Origin of the sequence: Paenibacillus vulneris (assembly GCF_039543185.1) — a bacterium.
Lineage (GTDB): Bacteria > Bacillota > Bacilli > Paenibacillales > NBRC-103111 > Paenibacillus_S > Paenibacillus_S vulneris.
Map to the genome: position 1 here is coordinate 80,991 of NZ_BAABJG010000036.1, position 17,015 is coordinate 98,005.

Genomic DNA, 17,015 nt, shown 5'->3' on the forward strand with positions numbered 1-17,015 from the left:
TTAATAACGATCCCCGCTTACAGAATCTTTGGGCAATACTTCTTCAATACGACGTAAATCTTCGGAAGTCAGCGTAACTTCCAACGATCCTATATTTTCTTCCAAATAGGACACGCGCTTCGTTCCAGGGATCGGCAAAGTTCCGTTGGCCATCGTCCAAGCAATGGCTAATTGTGAAGGCGTGCAATTTTTTTCTCTGGCGATTTCTTTCACTTTGTCAACCAGCTCAAGGTTCTTTTGGAAACTATCTCCTTGAAAACGCGGCAGGACTCGGCGATAATCGGTCTCGGCAAAATCCTCGAACTTACGAACGCCTCCAGACAAAAATCCTCTGCTTAATGGACTATACGCTACGAAAGTAATGCCTAATTCGTTTACAGTAGGTAAAATATCTGTTTCTACTTCCCGGCTCCAAAGTGAATACTCTGTTTGCAAAGCGGAAATAGGATGAACGGTATGGGCTCGGCGCACGATATCTGACGATGCTTCTGACAAACCGATATACCGCACCTTTCCCTCCCTCACCAAATCGGACATCGCTCCTACCGTTTCCTCAATTGGCACTTCAGGATCAATGCGGTGATAATAATACAAGTCAATATAATTAACACCTAACCGTTTTAAGCTTCTATCGATCGCTGTTTTCACATAGTCGGGACGTCCGAATACTCCTTCAAAATTGGGTCCCACACCAAACTTGGACGCAATAATCGCTTGTTCACGGCGTCCTTTTAATGCTTTACCGAGCAATTCCTCGTTATGGCCATTTCCATAGCAATCGGCTGTATCAAGCAACGTAACGCCCAATTCTAACGCACGATGAATTGCACGAGTCGATTCTTCATCATTCGCTTTTCCATACAGTTCTGACATTCCCATCAAGCCTAAACCAATTGCCGAAACCTTCAGATTGCTATGACCTAATTGTCTAGTTTTCAAAATCCTCTCATCCTTTCCAAAGCGGGATTTAATTCCTTTTATAGCGTACATGCTAAAGCGGACTTGAAGTCAACCGTTTATTCCTTTTGATAAATTTTGTATAATTATCCCCATATTTCCCCACCCCAAGTTCGGTTCTTATGGATATTGGCAGCTATCATACAAATATCTATCTAACGTTATTTGAAAATGTATTAAAGTACACTTTAATGTAGGAGAGAAGAATTATGATGAGTATAAAAGAAGTTACTAAGATAACAGGACTATCGGCTTCCGCACTTCGATACTATGAAAGCGAGGGGCTTCTCCCTTATGTAAAGCGCGGCGAAAATGGGAACCGCGTATATGACCAGGAAGATTTAGAGTGGATTCGCTTTACAACCGCACTTCGGGCAACGGGAATGCCCATCACTCAAATCCAGGAATATGTAAACCTATTTAAAGAGGGGGATCGCACGATTTCAATACGCAAAAAAATGATGTTAACCCATAAATCAGAAATTGAGAAAAAAATAAAAGAACTTTACTACAATCTAGATAAAATCAATTATAAATTGGCGTTATACGATGTTCTTGAAGCTCAAATGGATCACAAAACGATTAAAATTTGACCTACCCTCCCCCATCAACCCTTGGATTCGAACGGCTTCTGAATGTATGATTCTATTGGGTCATACGATTCATTCCCCTAAAATAAATAGGCAAAAAATCCCAAATATGACCCTCAGCGGACAAAAATCCGGATCGTCGGACGAACAGTATAATGTGCCAAATTTCCGAAACCAGGAGGGATTAGGCTATGTCGTTGTCTTCGACAGTGCATACGAAAAGACAGGATATGAATTGGGTTCACCTGATGATCGCCGCCCGTGATTCGGGACTTTCCACAGAGGAAGTCCGGCAATTTTTCAATGAATGTAAAAAAACAAACATAAAGATGAAAAACAAGAGTAATCAAGAAGAAGAATAGGCTATTTTCTTATAGAATCTGCGGATTCTTCTTTTTTATTTTCGATTGTAAACGGTTACATTTAAAATAAAGCCACAGACGGCTTATTCTTTGCTAAAATATAATAAATACTTAGTGTAAATAACTAGTAGAACTGACGATAGAACATAAAGGGGTCACGACCATGATTGGCAAAAAAGTCAAGCAATTGCGTTTGGAGCAAGGGCTTTCTATCTCCGAGCTGGCGGAGAAGGCCGGTGTGGCCAAATCGTATTTAAGCTCGATAGAGAGAGATCTGAGATCGAATCCTTCCGTTCATTTTTTGGAAAAGATCAGTCAAGTGCTGGGGGTTTCCGTAGAAGCCTTATTCCATAACGAAACCACCCCTCAAGGACAGCTGGATGAGGAATGGATGGAGCTGTTACGGGAAGCAAAGGAATCCGGGGTCAGCAAGGAGCAGTTTGCGGAATTTTTGGAATTCAATAAATGGCGCAACTCGCGCAACAAACAAAAATAGCCCCGAAGGCCGGGGCTTGATAAAGTCCTTTCCGGTTTAGGAAGGGCTTTTTATCTGTTCGAAAGCTGCTTTCATGAGATCATAGCTTTGCTTCAATACTTCGTGGTATTCGACCTTATTCCAGACAGACCAGCTGTAGATAGGCAGCTTGGATACGGCGACCGTTTCGGCAGCAGCCTCCCCCGCTGTCGGAGCATTTTGTTCGCTGCGCTGCTGAATCCAGGGAACGAGACGAATGCCTTGGGTCGTTGCCGCTGCCAGCTTGCCGTCCTTCTCTTCGTAGCTCATGACCTGCAAGGAGCTCGGATCGGTAAAACCGAGCAGCATCCACGGGATGCGCATTTCGACGATACTCCCTTTGGCCTGCCACATCGCGAGAGAATTGAAGTCCGGCGAAGTACGATCGGTCGTCCCTCTCGTCAAGCGGCCGGCAGCCACATCCTCAAACGGATAGTATTTCGTTGAGTCTGGAGGGATCATCTCCAATCCGACGGCCAGCTTCCACGGGTGAAACAGTCCGGAATCATCCTTCATCTCCTCCGGCTTCACCTGAAGCATACCATACAGCTTCCCGTATAATCGGGTATGGAAATCGTAATTCGATGCGATTTTCACTTCGCTCTCGCTATCTTTGCCTAACGTGATGAGCGTCTCCAAACCTTCATCCAACTGGCGTCCGCCAAGCTCCTTCGCATGCTTGTTGCCTCCAGGCAGCGTGTCCACTCCCAGATTCAGCAGCTCGTGCTCGGGATCAAACGGCTTTGTGAGCTCCGCAAGGATATAGACATAAGATTCATCATGCGTCATGGTTATCGATTGGAATCCTGGATAAGAGCCTGGGAGAACTTGCTTGTCCTCCGCCTTCAGCTTATTCCAATCGCTGGCGTCTCCATCGATATTGAGCACGCCCTCCTTGCCGGACGTTTCCGCAACAAGCCCGAAATACTGCTCGTTCGTCAGCACATTGTGCCAATATTTTCGGCGTGCCTGAGGAATTTCGAACTCCATCGTGTTCCACGTCCGTTTAAACCATTCGTCCTGCCACGAGAAGACAATGCCCCCTGCCATTCCTTCGGCATGGATATCCTGCAGCAGCGAGGCATTGACCCGTCCTTGCTCCATTTCGTCATGCCCGCCTTGATTCCGGTCCATGTTGGCCAGATGCCCTATCCCGACGGAAGACGGGATACCGAACTCCGTAATCATAACAGGCATCCCCTTATGATAGGCCTTCAGCTGGCGCAGATAGCTTCGGTAGGTATTGGCAGTGCCGTCGGCATTCTTAACATCCTGCAGCGTCGTATCCAGCCGGAAAAAGTCCGGGTAATACGGATAAACGTGAAACGATGCGAAGTAACCGCCCTGCCAGCCGGCAGCATCCAGATGAGTCGCATCCACGCTGGACATGTCCTCCTGGATCAGGATTTCTCCAGGGTGCTTTAGCGGATCGGTCGTCACCCAGTTCGTGAATGTGAGCGGATGCTTCCAGCCGTTTTGCTCTTCCTGTATGGCCAGATGGTCCAGAAGACGCGCCAGCCAATTTTCAAACGGGCTTGCTTCGGGCTTGGCCGATATGAAGGTGCCCTGATACTGGGTTTTATCCTTATGCTTCTCGTTGGTGTTCTTCACCATATTCGGCTCCCATTCCGTACCCAGGTGCCAGGCAAGCAGGTATGGACCGGCATTGGCACGGTACGCGCCGCTCGCTTTGCCGAAGCGCTCCGGAATCTCCACCGTCCCGTAGACGGCCCCGACGGCCAGCGTAATTTCATTCTCGAATTGCTGGTAGATGTCGTCCAGATAAGCGTCTTTTTTCTCGATTAATTCTTCCTCCGGTGTCCAGACACCCTGGATAAAATAAAGCGGATTGTCCGCATGCTTCTGATTATATTCCACCAGCGCTTCATAGAAGACCGGGGACAAAATGGTGTATACCCGTATGGTGTTGGCGCCAAGCTGTTGAATTTGCTGAAACCATTTCAAATACGTTTCCTTGTCTATAGGCAGCTCCCCGGGATCATGCCCCGGCAGCGCTGCGCCTACATTGACCCCTTTTACAAAAAAAGGAGTCCATTGCTGTTTATCGTACATTTCGATGTGATCACCTTGGGTGCGAAACTTGATGTGCGATCCGTCGGCGCTCTTCATGCTCTCGACCTTCATGGCAGGCCAGTAATGCCAGATGAGGGTGCCAACGAGAACAACCGCAATCAGGCGCAGCAGCCAAGTGACCGGGAAGCGGGTACCCTTCATAATTTAAGCTCCTTATCTACTCCCTATTCGGTTCGATCAAGCCAGCAATCTTCGCAGACGAGCCTCCAGCTCTACGGGAGAGAACGGCTTGCGGATAATGTCCGCGACGCCAAGCTCGAAGCATTTGTATACATCCTGCTCCACACCCAGATCCGTCATTACAACGACTTGACAGTCCGGTGCCTGGTCCGATTGCGATACGCGGTGAATAAGCTGGTATCCGTCGAGTGCGGGAAGCATCAGCTCTGTAAGAACCAGATCGGGCTTGACCGCCTCAATGAGCCGCAGCCCCTCCAGACCGTCCTGCGCAGGATGAACGTCATATCCGCGGTGGCCAAGGCGCATATGAAGAAATTCCTGCAGATCGCCGTTCGGCTCAACCATGACGATGCTTGGAACTGATGCCCTGGCCGGCTGCCCCGAGTAAATGGCGATTTCATGACCCGTACGATCCCCATCCTCTATCAGCTCTAGAAAATCCCGAATTGCCTCCGGCGTGAGCAGCGAGCTCTCGGGGAAGCTGGCAACCGCAAGACTGCCGGACAGCAATCCGGCGCCATGAAGGAATGCCTTCACCGTTATGGCCAAATAATGGGTAAAGGAGAGCGATTGTCCGGGGAGCAGAATGGTTAGAAGACCCTCATTCGCTTCATATTCGGTGAGCACCATCAAGTTCAAGTCCTCCATCTTCAATCGCGTCTCCAAATCCTGAAGCTCTATGGAGCTCAGCATGCGGGACTCGGCGGTTATAACACCGCAGCTGCTCCACCCTGCCGAGGATTGAAGCACTTGGTTAATTTGATGGTACAGATGGTCTGATCCTACGGATTGAGTTAACAAAGAAGCTTTCATAACAGATTCACTCCATTCGTTTCAAAGTTGATTGAGAGCATAGTCAGCAAACCATTAGATGGCCTGTGCCTTGGAAGCACTGGATTCCGCAGCGGAGGCGGTAGCTTTCGCCGTATCTGTCGTCCAGCTGCGCCGGACCATATTCCCCCAGCCTTGGTTGCGCCGTAGATAATCCCAATGGCCGTGCAGCTTCCACCATGCATTTAACGGATCATAATATACGGAAATGATAACGGATAAGCCTAGAATGCGAAGCAAGCTTGGACCGCTGACCTTTCGCCCCATGGCAATCTCCTCGATAATGAGGGAGCCTAGTGTGAAGATAAGTCCAATCAGCAGGTTCGCCAGCAGGAAGACGAGCAGTACCGGCAGCTGGGTCATGTCCATCAGCACATACCCGGCCAGCGCGGCCAGCCCGGATAAGCGGATGTAAGGGCTGATCGTTTCATATAAAATGGTATATGGCAGCGATAGCCAGCCAATGACCTTATACTTCGGGATGAACAGCATCGAACGGAATCGGATCACGTTCCATAGCGTGCCCCGGATCCAGCGGCGGCGCTGTGAGCCCAAGATGCTCAGCGTATCAGGCGCCTGCGTCCAGCAAACCGCATCGGGGCAAAAGATGATCTTGTAAGGCAAATTCCGGGCGAGTCTATTCCGGTGCAGCTTCATGACGATATTCATGTCCTCGCCCGGACAATCCTCCTCATAGCCGCCGACTTCAATCAAACAGTCCTTGCGGAATAATCCGAAGGCACCGGATACGATCAGGAGCCCGTTCACCGAGCTCCAGCCGATCCTCCCGCCGAGAAATGCTTTCATATATTCCACATATTGCAGGGCGGGAAGCCATTGGTCCGGCAGGCGAACGGAGGTGACGCGGCCGTCCTCTACCGTGCTGCCGTTGGCAATGCGCACATTGCCGCCGATAGCGATATGCTCCTCCGGGTTTTCCATGTAAACCTTGACCAAGCGGATTAGCGCATCTTTTTCCAATAAGCTGTCGGCGTCGATGGTCGCAACAAGAGGGTATTGGGAGACATTGATTCCGGCGTTCAATGCGTCCGCTTTGCCGCCGTTTGCTTTGTCGATGACGACCAATTTCGGATATAGAGGGTTATGATACATCCCCCGGACCGGCTTGGACTCTAGGTGAGGCTGATAATGAGTCAGGCGGGTCGGCTTCAGGCCGAACTCCTCTATCAATACCTGTAGAGTGCGGTCCTTGGACCCGTCATTGATCACAATGACCTCGTAGACCGGAAACTCCAGCAGCATCAACGAGCGTACGCTCTCGATAATCGTCAGCTCCTCATTATGGGACGGGACCAGAATCGATACGGGCGGTACGTGCTCTGAGCCTGCAAGCTCCCTATAGCGGGAGTACATCGTGCTTTTGACCAGCGATAGCATTTTCTGATGGGATACAGCCAGAATGAACAAGTAGAGCAGGCTGGACCCGATAATTAAATAAGTGGCTGCAATTCCATAATCCAATAAAAAAGTTCTCATCCTGTCCCTCTTTCTACGAACCGATGGGAATCCGTCGCAGCAGAAGGGCTCGTGTAATTTTGTTGAAACTTCGTGCGGTATAAGCGCGACATCTCACTATGCAGCGGGATTTGCCGCATCTCTCGTTCGGCCGCAGCGGCCGACAGATCCATTGCCTCATGAATGGCGTTCCACACCGTATCCTTGGCCGGCCCTGCTTGCATATCGCGGGCGGCTTCGCACAAGACTTCAAAGCCGTCGAGACCCAGGCGGATCAAGCTTTGGGCGCTGCCATAGCGCACCCGCCAGTCTGGATCGGCAAGGGAAGCCTTCAGCGGTTCAGTGTAGAACAACAGCTGATGCTCGCCAACCGCTTGTGCAGCAGCGGCCCGGATTTCTCCATCAGGATGAGCAAGCAGCTCGCCGACAAGGCCTGGCGGCAGAACCTGCGGATACCTCAGCACCAGTCTCGCCGCTTGGAGACGCACCTCTGCGTCCTCCGACCTCAGGAGTCGCTCCAATGATGCTAAGCTGCACGGACGGCTTCCGCTGGACAAGCCGGTCAAAGCCAGCTTGAGCAGCGCCGGATTCGTCTCGGTGTCCAATATCTCGGCGTACAGGGGCGCCGGATCGAGCGATGATGCGGACAGAATGTCCGCTGTCAGCTGCTGCGCATGGGGATGCCGCTCCATGAGCAGCGAGATGAGCCGCCGCAGCTCCTCCGGCCTCTGCGCGCATTTGGCCGCCGCACGTCCGACCACGAACGCGGTGGACTCCGCTATCTCGCGCTCCAGAAGCTTTAGCAGTGCTTCGGCGCATTCACCGGCGCGCATAACACCCAGGTGGTATGCAGCCTCCACGCGAACGGCATGCCAAGGACTGTTCAACCGTCTCAGCTCCATATCGATCAGTCCCATATCACGGCACAAGGCTGTAAGCTTGTCCCGGTGCGGCCCCCGGATCGTTTCGATCCATTCCAGCAGCTTGGATTGCACCGCTCGAAGCTCCATACGGGTTAAAGAACCGGGCGGGGGCAGTAGAGCCTGGGCTTCATCCATCTGGACACTTAAATAGGCAAAGTAGTCCTGATGCTTGGCAAGGCCTTCGTTCAGCTGCCTGGCGTTGCTTTGATGTCGGAATCGCAGCAGCCCCAAGATGCCGAACCCGCCGGCTATTGCGGCTCCCAGTACGTACAATACGGAAGCCGTCTGTTGTAATGGCTCCATCTCCATACGTTTCTCTCCTCCAACAGCACGCTGTATTTTTTATTTATTCTACCGTAACGCTTTTGGCCAAATTGCGCGGCTTGTCCACATCGTTGCCTCTGAGGGCAGCGGTATAATAAGCCAGCAGCTGCAGCGGGATCACGCTAACGGCAGGCGTCAGTAGAGAGTGGGTGTTCGGCACATAAATGACATGGTCCGCTGTCTTGGCAACCTCGGTGTTGCCCTCTAATGCAATGCCGATAACGTACGCCCCCCGCGCCTTGACTTCTTTAATATTGCTGAGGGTCTTCTCCATCAGCCGGTCATCGGTTGCCAGAGCAATGACGGGGGTTCCGTCCTCGATCAAGGCCAGCGATCCGTGCTTCAGCTCTCCTGCCGCATAAGCCTCTGAATGAATGTAGGAGATTTCCTTCAGCTTGAGGGAAGCTTCCATCGCGACGCAGTAATCCAGTCCCCGGCCGATAAAGAACAGATGCTCATGACGTGTTATTTGATGGGCGAGCTGTTCTATCGGCTGCAGGTACTGAAGCATCCCTTCTACCTGCATAGGCAGCCGTTCAAGCATTGCAAGGAGCTCAAGCTGCGTAATTTTATCGATAGTGCCCCGTGCTTCCGCCATATACAATCCGAGCAAATAGAAGCCGATCAGCTGTGTCGTATAGGCTTTGGTCGAGGCAACGGCAATCTCTGGCCCTGCCAGCGTAAATAGAACATCGTCGGCTTCACGCGCGACAGAGCTTCCGACTACGTTGGTTATGGCCAGTACTCGTGCCCCATTCTCCTTGGCTTCGCGCATCGCTGCGAGCGTATCGGCGGTTTCGCCGGACTGGCTGACGGCAATGACCATGGTAGATTCCGGAATGACAGGCATCCGGTACCGATATTCCGATGCCAAATCTACCTCCACGGGGATGCGGGTCAGCCGTTCGATGACGTTCTTCCCGACCAATGCCGCATGATAGGCGGTTCCGCAGGCGACGATATGAATATGCTTTATGGAACGAACCTGCTCCCCGGTAAGCTGCATCCCCGGCAGCACGACCTTCTGCAGCTTCTCGTCGATTCTTCCGCGCATCGTATCCCGGTAAGCTCTCGGCTGCTCGTGAATTTCCTTCAGCATGAACGTATCGAAGCCGTTCTTCTCGGCCATCAGCAGGTCCCAGTCAATATGAAACAGCTGTGTTGCGATAAAATTGCCCTCCAGGGTCATAAGATCAACCCCTTCCCGGGTTAATACGGCCATTTCCCCATCATTCAGGATGTAGACGTCCCGCGTATATTCCAATATGGCCGGAATATCCGATCCTATGAAATTTTCACCGTGTCCGACTCCGATAATTAGCGGGCTCGCATTTCGTACCGCCACCAGCTTGTCCGGCTCATAGGCCGATAGCACAGCAATGGCGTAGGCGCCCCGGATCCGCGAAATCGCATGGCGAACGGCCTGTACCAGACTGCCTTCATAATAGTGGGCAATCAGGTGGGACAGCACTTCCGTATCCGTTTCGGACACGAACGTATAGCCGAGCTGCTCCAGCTCCTCCTTCAGCTGCATATGATTTTCAATGATGCCGTTATGTACGACAGAGATAGTCCGATCCTTGTCTGTGTGAGGATGGGAATTCTCATCCGACGGCTTGCCATGGGTCGCCCATCGTGTATGGCCTATGCCTGCCGAGCCCGCCAAAGGCTCGAATTGCAGCCGATGCTCCAGCTCAGTAATTCTTCCCTTTGCTTTCTTCAGCTTCAGGCCGTTGTCCGTATAGATGGCCACTCCGGCCGAGTCATATCCGCGATACTCCAGTTTCTTTAATCCTTCCAAAAGAATCGGCTGCGAATCTCTGCTTCCGATATAGCCTACAATACCGCACATTGTTTACTCCTCCTCATGGTTGTTTTCATCACACTATCGTTTTTGTAGTTCAATCATCCGCTTGAGCTCTTCCCGGCTAATGCCGGCATTCGCCGCCTCTTCGAACAGCTCGTACCAGTCTTGCCTCGATAAAGGTGCTTGCTGCTTCACTTCCGGCTGTACCAGCTGCTCCAAAGAGATGTCCAATGCAGCTGCAATTTTAACCGCCAATTGAATGGACGGGTTCGACTGAATGTCCCGCTCAAGGGTGCTCAGGTACGATTTGGCCACACCTGAGGCTTGTGACAGCTCGGATAAGGAAAGTCCTTTCTCCAAGCGCAGCTTCCTCACTCGCTTTCCCAACATGCGCCATCGATCCTTTGTTGTAATAGATGCTTGGTCGAGTATCGGCCGAGATCGTTCTATGCAGAGAACAGTGAAATTGTTCTATCTACAGAACGATATCTTGGAGTATACCGCAGAATTACCCAAAATAAAAATTCAAAATAGCGAATTATTTCGATTTAGAGAACGAAATCATTAAAAATTCTCTAGAATCCTCCAAAAAACGGCATGATTTCGTTCTTTTTATCGAATGGCGTTTTCGATATAATGAATGCCGTAACCGAAGGAATCCCAGACACCCCTCTGCCCTGCACGTGTCAAAAATCAAAACGAAAAGGAGAATGGGGTATGGACCAAACGAAAGCTCAAGTCAAACTGAAGCGAGGGGAAAGCCGTGCGCTGCCGATGCATTACTTGGCGTTAATGCGACCGCGGCAATGGACCAAAAACCTGCTGGTGTTCGCCGCACTCATCTTTTCCATCCAACAGGCAGACTTGAATATGCTGATCCGGGCTATGACCGGCTTCGTCCTGTTCTGTCTCGTCTCGAGCTGCGTGTACATTTTGAACGATTACGTGGATCGGGAAAGAGACCGGATGCATCCGGAGAAGAAGCATCGGCCGCTGGCTTCCGGCGCCATTCAGCCGCAGATGGCCTTGGTGTTCGGGTTTGTCTTGCTGCTGTGCTGCGTTCTTGTAGCGTTTCGCTTTCAGCCTTTGTTCGGCGTTGTCCTGTCGGCGTATTTTTTCTTGAACGTGCTCTATTCCTTAAAGCTGAAGCATGTTGTCATTCTCGATCTGCTGATTATTGCATCCGGCTTTGTTCTGCGGGCTGTTGGAGGCGGTCTGGTGATCGGTGTGGCCCTTACGCCCTGGTTTCTGATCTGCACCATGCTGCTGGCCTTATTCCTCGCAATCGGTAAAAGGCGTCATGAGCTGGCGCTGCTCGAAGGCGGCAAAGGGGCTCACCGCAAAGTGCTGGAGTCGTATTCGGTGGAAATGCTGGACCAAATGTCGGCCATCGCTACGACAGCCACGATCATGAGCTACGCTCTGTTTACATTTACGTCGGGACGCACGATCCATCTGATGTGGACGCTCATTTTCGTGCTGTACGGCATGTTCCGTTATTTGTATTTGATTCATATCGAGGATAAAGGCGGACGTCCGGAAAAGCTGCTGCTGGAAGACAAGCATATTTTAATAACGGTTGTGCTGTACGGCCTTTCCGTCGGCTGCATCCTGCTGTTTTTCAGCAATTAAAAGGGAGTGAATTAATAGTGTGATGAAATACATATGGTTAATTGCCTCCGTCTTGTTGGGTGCTTCAGGGCAGATTTTGATGAAATGGGGCGTTGACGGGGTTAAGCCTGCGGGGGCTGCCTTATTAACGTGGACGGGCTTGAAGGCCTATTGGCCTGTGATCGCCGGTATCGGAAGCTACGGGCTCAGCTCGATTTTCTGGCTGCTTGCTTTGAAGCAATTCCCGCTCAGTACGGCCTATCCGATGGTCAGTCTGAGCTATATCCTGGTCATGGTGCTCAGCTTCTTCTTATTCCAAGAGACTCTTACTGTACAAAAATGGTGCGGCGCGATCCTGATCTCCGCCGGAGTTCTGGTGATCGCCCGGGCATCATGACCTGGGACTTGCTCTTCCAGGCCTTCCCCTGCTTCCCTATGTAGTCACGATTTAATCACGTAATTTTAGAGAAAAGATTCCATGGCAAAAAGAATCGAGGTGATCAGATCATGGACATCAGCTCCCGCATCCTATATCCGGCTCTGCCTTTTATAGCATGGGTCGTGTCCGGAACCTTGAAATACGCTATCAACCGCATCCGGCATGGACAGAACGCGCGTCATCTTATCGGGAACGGCGGGTTTCCGAGCACCCATACGTCCGTCGTCTCCTCGGTCACGATGCTGACCGGCTTCGATCAGGGCTTCGATACACCGATGTTCGGACTAGGCGTAGCATTAACCTATATCGTCATGATCGATGCGGTAGGCATTCGGCGGGCTGTTGGAGATAGCGCCAAATGGATCAATAAGCTGGTCCGTGACAATACCCCGACGGCGGAAGCCGGTTTGCGGGAACGTCAAGGGCATACCCGCCTGGAGCTGCTCGGCGGACTGGCCGTAGGCACGATGCTGGGCTGGGCGGCTTCACAATGCCTCTCTTAAAATCCCATTGTATAAGCATGAAAATGGAGGGGTGACCTAATGAAGAACCGACTTGCTTCCTTTAGTTTGATGACCGGAATGGCACTATTGATGCTGGTTGTAGCCGGCTTCGTCATTCCGTCACTATTGTTCCTGGTCCATGTGCCGCTATTGCCGCTGCATTTTTGGCTAGCTGCGGCGGCGGCAGTCGGAACGGCATGGCTCGTGTTCCAGACTTCAGGAGAGGATTTGCCTCGCTGGCTCTTCGGAGCATCCATCGGGTGCACTGCTCTGCTGTTTGCTGGCAGTCTCCTGATCAGCGCCTATTTTTACGATTTATCCTACGACGGACAAGCGTACCACCAGGAAGCGATTATTTTGCTCTCCAACGGGTGGAATCCGGTCTATGATGCGCCTGTGTCCATGCCGACAGGAAACAGCATCTGGGTCAACCATTATGCCAAGGGCGCGGAGACTGCGGCTGCAGCCATATATAAAGCAACGGGCCTGCTGGAGGGCGGCAAAGCCATCAACCTGCTTACCCTCGCCGCCTCCGCTCTGCTCAGCTTGTCGGCCCTGCTGCAATTGCGGCCGAACCAGCGCGTTCAAGCCTGGATCGTTGCGGTGCTGCTTGCCCTAAACCCTGTCAGCATCTATCAAGCATTCAGCTACTATGTCGATGGCTTGCTGGCGTCCCTCTTGCTGTGTCTGGTTGCGCTCGGCGCATTAATCTATTCACGTGCGAACCGGATTCTGCTATTTGGCTATACCTTGACCATGGTTCTCATCATGAATATCAAATTTACAGCGATCGCGTATGCAGGCCTGCTGACCGTCGGGCTGCTCATCGTCTTGTATATGAGCGAACAATTCGGGCTCTTGAAGCGGTTGTTCCGAATCGGCGCTATCGGAGGGCTAGCGGGCGTCCTGCTGGTCGGCTACAACCCGTATGTGACGAATACCGTCCGGGACGGGCATCCGTTCTATCCGTTAGCCGGTGAAGAAGCGATTGACGTCGTCAAAAACTTCATCCCGCGCAACCTCGAAATGATGAACCGCTTCGAGCAAGCGGCTTCCTCCTATTTTGCGACGACCGTCGGCAACAGCACGGAGAAAAGGCCGACCCAATTCAAATGGCCGTTCACCTTCACGGACCGTGAGCTGCAAGTGTACGGCGAGCCCGATGTAGCGGTGTCCGGCTTCGGCCCTCTGTTCAGCGGGACGCTGATCCTGTCGCTGCTGGTGCTGCTGCTCGCCTTTCGCAGGCGCACCGGCTGGACGTTAGCGGCCATTGGCATTATCCTGCTGCTGGCGGCCTCGGCGTTCGTCAATCCGGCGGCGTGGTGGGCCCGCTACGTGCCGCAGCTATGGTTCGTGCCGCTGATCTGCGTCTGGCTGGCGCTGAGTCTGCAAAGCGGCTACCGGACCATAAAGGCCGCCGGTTGGACCTTGGCCGTATTGATTGCAGCGAATGCGCTGCTCGTCACCGGCATGTACACGAAGGAACAGTTCGCCTGGAATCAGGAGCTGAGGGGCCAGCTTGCCGAGCTGCGTCAGGTGCCTCAGCCGATTCCGGCTGAATTCACGTACAGCTGGTCCAATCAGGAACGGCTTAGAGCTCTCGGAATCGAAGTGAAGGAAGAACGGGAGCTCAGCTGCAGTACCGACAAAATGACACTCGTAAAGTCGGGCACCTCCTTATGCTTGAAGTAAGAAAAACTTTTATTGGCGTCCTTCCGTAGATGAGCGACCGCGTTAAGCGGAAGTTATTATCGCCAAATATAATTTTCACTTCCGATGATCTCGGAATCTTATAAATTCTATTGTGGAGAGAAAACCGTCTATCGACGTCCAGGTTGTTGAAAAGCTTTGTTTTGCGCGAACTATGCTACATAGGGAGGTGGGGTGTGCCTCGGAGGAGTTTACGTCCACCTTTGAAACCCGTGAAAATACCGCTAATCCTAATCACCTTTCTCGGGTTTCAACAGTGGCCGTAGGGGCATACCCCACCGGAATATTGGCGTCTGTTCAAGCTTCATGGGGTTTTCAACAACCTAAACATCACGCCCTTTCATAGATAAGAAGACAGAGCTTTTTAAAAGGAGGATATCATGCAAGTGAATTCGGTTAACAAACGCCCCCTGCTCGTTCTGGCGGCCCTTACGCTGTTTGCCGTTGCGGCGCTTGCATGGACGTTATCGCATGGGACAAGAGGCTGGTTCGCCGGACCGGCCAAGACCGCTCCGCAATCGGTGCTGCCGGTATTCGAAGAGCAGGGAATTAAGCAGACCTCCTCGGTTAAAGACGGCCATTTGGAAGTATACAACGGCAGCGGCTGGACACCGCAATTTTGGACCGGCGTCAATCTGGGCGCGACTACTCCCGGCCATGCGCCTGGAGAGCTCAGCCCGATCAAGGAAGATTATTTGCGCTGGTTCGGGCAAATCAAAGAGATGCATGCCGATGTCATCCGCGTTTATACGATTTTGCCGCCCTACTTCTACGAGGCTCTGGCGGAATTCAACAGCGGCCGCCAAGACCCGCTCTACGTGCTTCACGGCATTTGGGCCCCGGAGGACCAGTTGAACGGGAACGGCGGCGAAGGGAGGGATGCCTATCAGGAAGATACGATAGCCGTATTTAAACAAGAGATTCAAGACGCCGTCCATGCCGTTCACGGCAATCTCAACCGAAAGGCCAAGCCTGGACATGCTTCCGGCAAATACGATGCGGACATTTCGCCCTATGTATTGGGCTGGGTCGTAGGCACAGAATGGGATCCTTATGCGGTCAAGGCAACCAATGATGCGCATCCGGATTTGAAGCCGTTTCAAGGGACGTATTTCCAGGCCAAGCCGGAGGCTTCTCCATTCGAGAGCTGGCTTGCGCAAATGCTTGAAACCGTAGCACAGGAGGAGATGAAATACGGCTGGCAGCATCCGGTTTCATTCACCAACTGGGTGACAACGGACCCGCTTACGCATCCGAATGAACCGGCGGAGAACGAAGATTTGGTATCTGTCGATCCGATGCATATTCATCCACAGGAATCGTGGAAGGCAGGCTACTTCGCTTCTTACCATATTTATCCGTATTATCCCGATCTGCTGAGCTACGAGGATAAGTACCAGACCTATAAGGACAGTACGGGCGAAATCAATCCGTACGCCGGTTATTTGCATGATTTAAGAGAGCATCACAAAGGCATTCCGTTGATTGTGGCGGAGTATGGTGTCCCTAGCTCCCGAGGCCTCGCCCACTACGGTCCGCTGAATCGCAACCAGGGCCTGCATACCGAGCAGGAGCAGGGTGAAATCGACGCCGCTCTATATCAAAGCATATACAACGAAAATTACGACGGCGCCGTATTGTTCTCGTGGCAGGACGAATGGTTCAAAATCACCTGGAACACTCTCGAGCTGGATACGCCTATTGCAAGGCGGCCGTATTGGCGAAATATGCTTACCAACGAGGAGCATTTTGGGGTGCTGGCCGTTGAACCGGGCAAATCGCCGGAGGATACGATCGTGCTGGACGGCAAGACGGGAGATTGGGATCGTCGAAAGCAGGTGGAAACCAAGCAGTATCCGGGCTACAGTCTGTCGGTTTCCCACGATGAAGCGTACTTGTATTTGATGCTGAGAAATTCCCAAGGCGATTGGAAGCTTGGAGACAACCCCTTATACCTTGGCTTCGACACCTTGAATGGCGGAAGCACTACGGCGGATCAAGCGCCCGGTGTTAGCTTCAGCAGCGGTCAAGAATTTGTCATGAAGCTGCAGGGGGCCGAAGATTCCTCCCTGTACATCGGCAGCGCCTACGATTATCACAGCTGGCTGTACGGCTACCAGAAGAAGCTGATGCCGTGGCAGGAGAGCTGGGCTCATGCGGAGAACGGGATCTTCCTGCCGTATAAGCTGCCTGTCAACAAAGGCTTTGTACTGCCGCAAACAAAGGAAAAGGTTCCCTTCGAGGATGTGGAGCTCGGTCAGCTTCATCAAGGCACGACCGATCCGGCAAGCCCGGATTTCAACAGCTTGGCGGACTGGTTCGTTTCCGGCCCGGTTATCGAGGTGCGTATTCCTTGGATGATGCTGGGCTTCACCGATCCGAGCCAGCACAAGGCATGGAAGTACCCTTACGAAGCCGGAGCGCTTAAATTCGACGATGTGAAGTCGATCCGCGTCGAGCCGCACTGGGTTCGCGGTGCCGAGGGGAAAGATAAGCAGGAACCTCTGGCCTACAAATGGGATCATTGGAACAAAGTCGATTATCATGAACGGCTTAAGAAGAGCTATCCGATTTTGCAAAGTCTATTCGCGGAGCAAGGTAAAAAACCGCCGAAGGATGCGCTTGCTCCCCTCCCTTCGGCCCAGACTCAATGATAGGCGACGGATGCCGGGAATTACATGAATCAAATAAGCT

General features: G+C 52.1%; 15 protein-coding genes. 8 read left to right on the forward strand and 7 right to left on the reverse strand.

What is annotated here, in order from left to right:
• Positions 1–939, reverse strand: coding sequence for an aldo/keto reductase (locus ABEA66_RS28035; RefSeq protein WP_345592852.1), 939 nt, complete (start codon positions 937–939; stop codon positions 1–3).
• A 227-nt stretch (positions 940–1,166) separates the two neighbouring features.
• Here ABEA66_RS28035 and ABEA66_RS28040 point away from each other — a divergent pair, with 227 nt between their 5' ends.
• From ABEA66_RS28040 to ABEA66_RS28050, 3 genes are all read left to right on the forward strand, one after another.
• Positions 1,167–1,550 (forward strand): MerR family transcriptional regulator, encoded by a 384-nt coding sequence (locus tag ABEA66_RS28040; RefSeq protein WP_345592854.1) that lies wholly within the window; start codon positions 1,167–1,169, stop codon positions 1,548–1,550.
• Between the two features lie 188 nt (positions 1,551–1,738).
• A complete protein-coding gene (locus ABEA66_RS28045) occupies positions 1,739–1,909 on the forward strand; it encodes an anti-repressor SinI family protein (protein ID WP_079914063.1) in 171 nt (56 codons plus the stop codon).
• Between the two features lie 163 nt (positions 1,910–2,072).
• Positions 2,073–2,405 (forward strand): helix-turn-helix domain-containing protein, encoded by a 333-nt coding sequence (locus ABEA66_RS28050; protein WP_345592857.1) that lies wholly within the window; start codon positions 2,073–2,075, stop codon positions 2,403–2,405.
• A gap of 36 nt (positions 2,406–2,441) precedes the next feature.
• Here ABEA66_RS28050 and ABEA66_RS28055 read toward each other — a convergent pair whose 3' ends face one another.
• The 6 genes from ABEA66_RS28055 to ABEA66_RS28080 are packed head-to-tail and all read right to left on the reverse strand — an operon-like array spanning position 2,442 to position 10,448.
• Complete coding sequence (locus ABEA66_RS28055) at positions 2,442–4,658, reverse strand: hypothetical protein (protein WP_345592859.1); 2,217 nt, start codon at positions 4,656–4,658, stop codon at positions 2,442–2,444.
• Positions 4,659–4,694: 36 nt separating this feature from the next.
• On the reverse strand, positions 4,695–5,510 hold the full coding sequence (locus tag ABEA66_RS28060; protein ID WP_345592861.1) for a response regulator transcription factor: 816 nt from the start codon (positions 5,508–5,510) through the stop codon (positions 4,695–4,697).
• A gap of 54 nt (positions 5,511–5,564) precedes the next feature.
• Positions 5,565–7,025 (reverse strand): glycosyltransferase family 2 protein, encoded by a 1,461-nt coding sequence (locus tag ABEA66_RS28065; protein WP_345592863.1) that lies wholly within the window; start codon positions 7,023–7,025, stop codon positions 5,565–5,567.
• A complete protein-coding gene (locus ABEA66_RS28070) occupies positions 7,022–8,236 on the reverse strand; it encodes a HEAT repeat domain-containing protein (protein WP_345592865.1) in 1,215 nt (404 codons plus the stop codon). The genes ABEA66_RS28065 and ABEA66_RS28070 overlap by 4 nt, the downstream gene beginning before the upstream one ends.
• A 37-nt stretch (positions 8,237–8,273) precedes the next feature.
• On the reverse strand, positions 8,274–10,103 hold the full coding sequence (gene glmS / locus ABEA66_RS28075; RefSeq protein ID WP_345592867.1) for a glutamine--fructose-6-phosphate transaminase (isomerizing): 1,830 nt from the start codon (positions 10,101–10,103) through the stop codon (positions 8,274–8,276).
• Positions 10,104–10,136: 33 nt separating this feature from the next.
• On the reverse strand, positions 10,137–10,448 hold the full coding sequence (locus ABEA66_RS28080) for a helix-turn-helix domain-containing protein (RefSeq protein ID WP_079914056.1): 312 nt from the start codon (positions 10,446–10,448) through the stop codon (positions 10,137–10,139).
• 384 nt (positions 10,449–10,832) lie between these two features.
• Here ABEA66_RS28080 and ABEA66_RS28085 point away from each other — a divergent pair, with 384 nt between their 5' ends.
• From ABEA66_RS28085 to ABEA66_RS28105, 5 genes are all read left to right on the forward strand, one after another.
• The gene (locus ABEA66_RS28085) at positions 10,833–11,690 is read left to right on the forward strand and encodes a decaprenyl-phosphate phosphoribosyltransferase (protein ID WP_377740202.1); all 858 of its coding nucleotides are present in this window, start codon (positions 10,833–10,835) and stop codon (positions 11,688–11,690) included.
• A gap of 22 nt (positions 11,691–11,712) precedes the next feature.
• Positions 11,713–12,066: an EamA family transporter gene (locus tag ABEA66_RS28090; RefSeq protein WP_345592971.1), complete on the forward strand. Its 354-nt coding sequence runs from the start codon at positions 11,713–11,715 to the stop codon at positions 12,064–12,066.
• Between the two features lie 110 nt (positions 12,067–12,176).
• Complete coding sequence (locus ABEA66_RS28095; protein WP_192705083.1) at positions 12,177–12,611, forward strand: divergent PAP2 family protein; 435 nt, start codon at positions 12,177–12,179, stop codon at positions 12,609–12,611.
• 39 nt (positions 12,612–12,650) lie between these two features.
• Complete coding sequence (locus ABEA66_RS28100; protein WP_345592873.1) at positions 12,651–14,303, forward strand: hypothetical protein; 1,653 nt, start codon at positions 12,651–12,653, stop codon at positions 14,301–14,303.
• Between the two features lie 398 nt (positions 14,304–14,701).
• Positions 14,702–16,975, forward strand: a complete 2,274-nt coding sequence (locus ABEA66_RS28105; RefSeq protein ID WP_345592875.1) for a hypothetical protein — start codon at positions 14,702–14,704, stop codon at positions 16,973–16,975.
• Positions 16,976–17,015 lie beyond the last annotated feature (40 nt).

What these genes read in the sequence shown, in the direction of transcription:
- ABEA66_RS28095 (WP_192705083.1), top strand. Translation starts at nt 12,177, where the DNA reads ATGGACATCAGCTCCCGCATCCTATATCCGGCTCTGCCTTTTATAGCA.
- glmS (WP_345592867.1), bottom strand. Translation starts at nt 10,103, where the DNA reads ATGTGCGGTATTGTAGGCTATATCGGAAGCAGAGATTCGCAGCCGATT.
- ABEA66_RS28080 (WP_079914056.1), bottom strand. Translation starts at nt 10,448, where the DNA reads ATGTTGGGAAAGCGAGTGAGGAAGCTGCGCTTGGAGAAAGGACTTTCC.
- ABEA66_RS28045 (WP_079914063.1), top strand. Translation starts at nt 1,739, where the DNA reads ATGTCGTTGTCTTCGACAGTGCATACGAAAAGACAGGATATGAATTGG.
- ABEA66_RS28060 (WP_345592861.1), bottom strand. Translation starts at nt 5,510, where the DNA reads ATGAAAGCTTCTTTGTTAACTCAATCCGTAGGATCAGACCATCTGTAC.
- ABEA66_RS28065 (WP_345592863.1), bottom strand. Translation starts at nt 7,025, where the DNA reads ATGAGAACTTTTTTATTGGATTATGGAATTGCAGCCACTTATTTAATT.
- ABEA66_RS28100 (WP_345592873.1), top strand. Translation starts at nt 12,651, where the DNA reads ATGAAGAACCGACTTGCTTCCTTTAGTTTGATGACCGGAATGGCACTA.
- ABEA66_RS28105 (WP_345592875.1), top strand. Translation starts at nt 14,702, where the DNA reads ATGCAAGTGAATTCGGTTAACAAACGCCCCCTGCTCGTTCTGGCGGCC.
- ABEA66_RS28055 (WP_345592859.1), bottom strand. Translation starts at nt 4,658, where the DNA reads ATGAAGGGTACCCGCTTCCCGGTCACTTGGCTGCTGCGCCTGATTGCG.
- ABEA66_RS28040 (WP_345592854.1), top strand. Translation starts at nt 1,167, where the DNA reads ATGATGAGTATAAAAGAAGTTACTAAGATAACAGGACTATCGGCTTCC.
- ABEA66_RS28085 (WP_377740202.1), top strand. Translation starts at nt 10,833, where the DNA reads ATGCATTACTTGGCGTTAATGCGACCGCGGCAATGGACCAAAAACCTG.
- ABEA66_RS28090 (WP_345592971.1), top strand. Translation starts at nt 11,713, where the DNA reads ATGAAATACATATGGTTAATTGCCTCCGTCTTGTTGGGTGCTTCAGGG.
- ABEA66_RS28050 (WP_345592857.1), top strand. Translation starts at nt 2,073, where the DNA reads ATGATTGGCAAAAAAGTCAAGCAATTGCGTTTGGAGCAAGGGCTTTCT.
- ABEA66_RS28070 (WP_345592865.1), bottom strand. Translation starts at nt 8,236, where the DNA reads ATGGAGATGGAGCCATTACAACAGACGGCTTCCGTATTGTACGTACTG.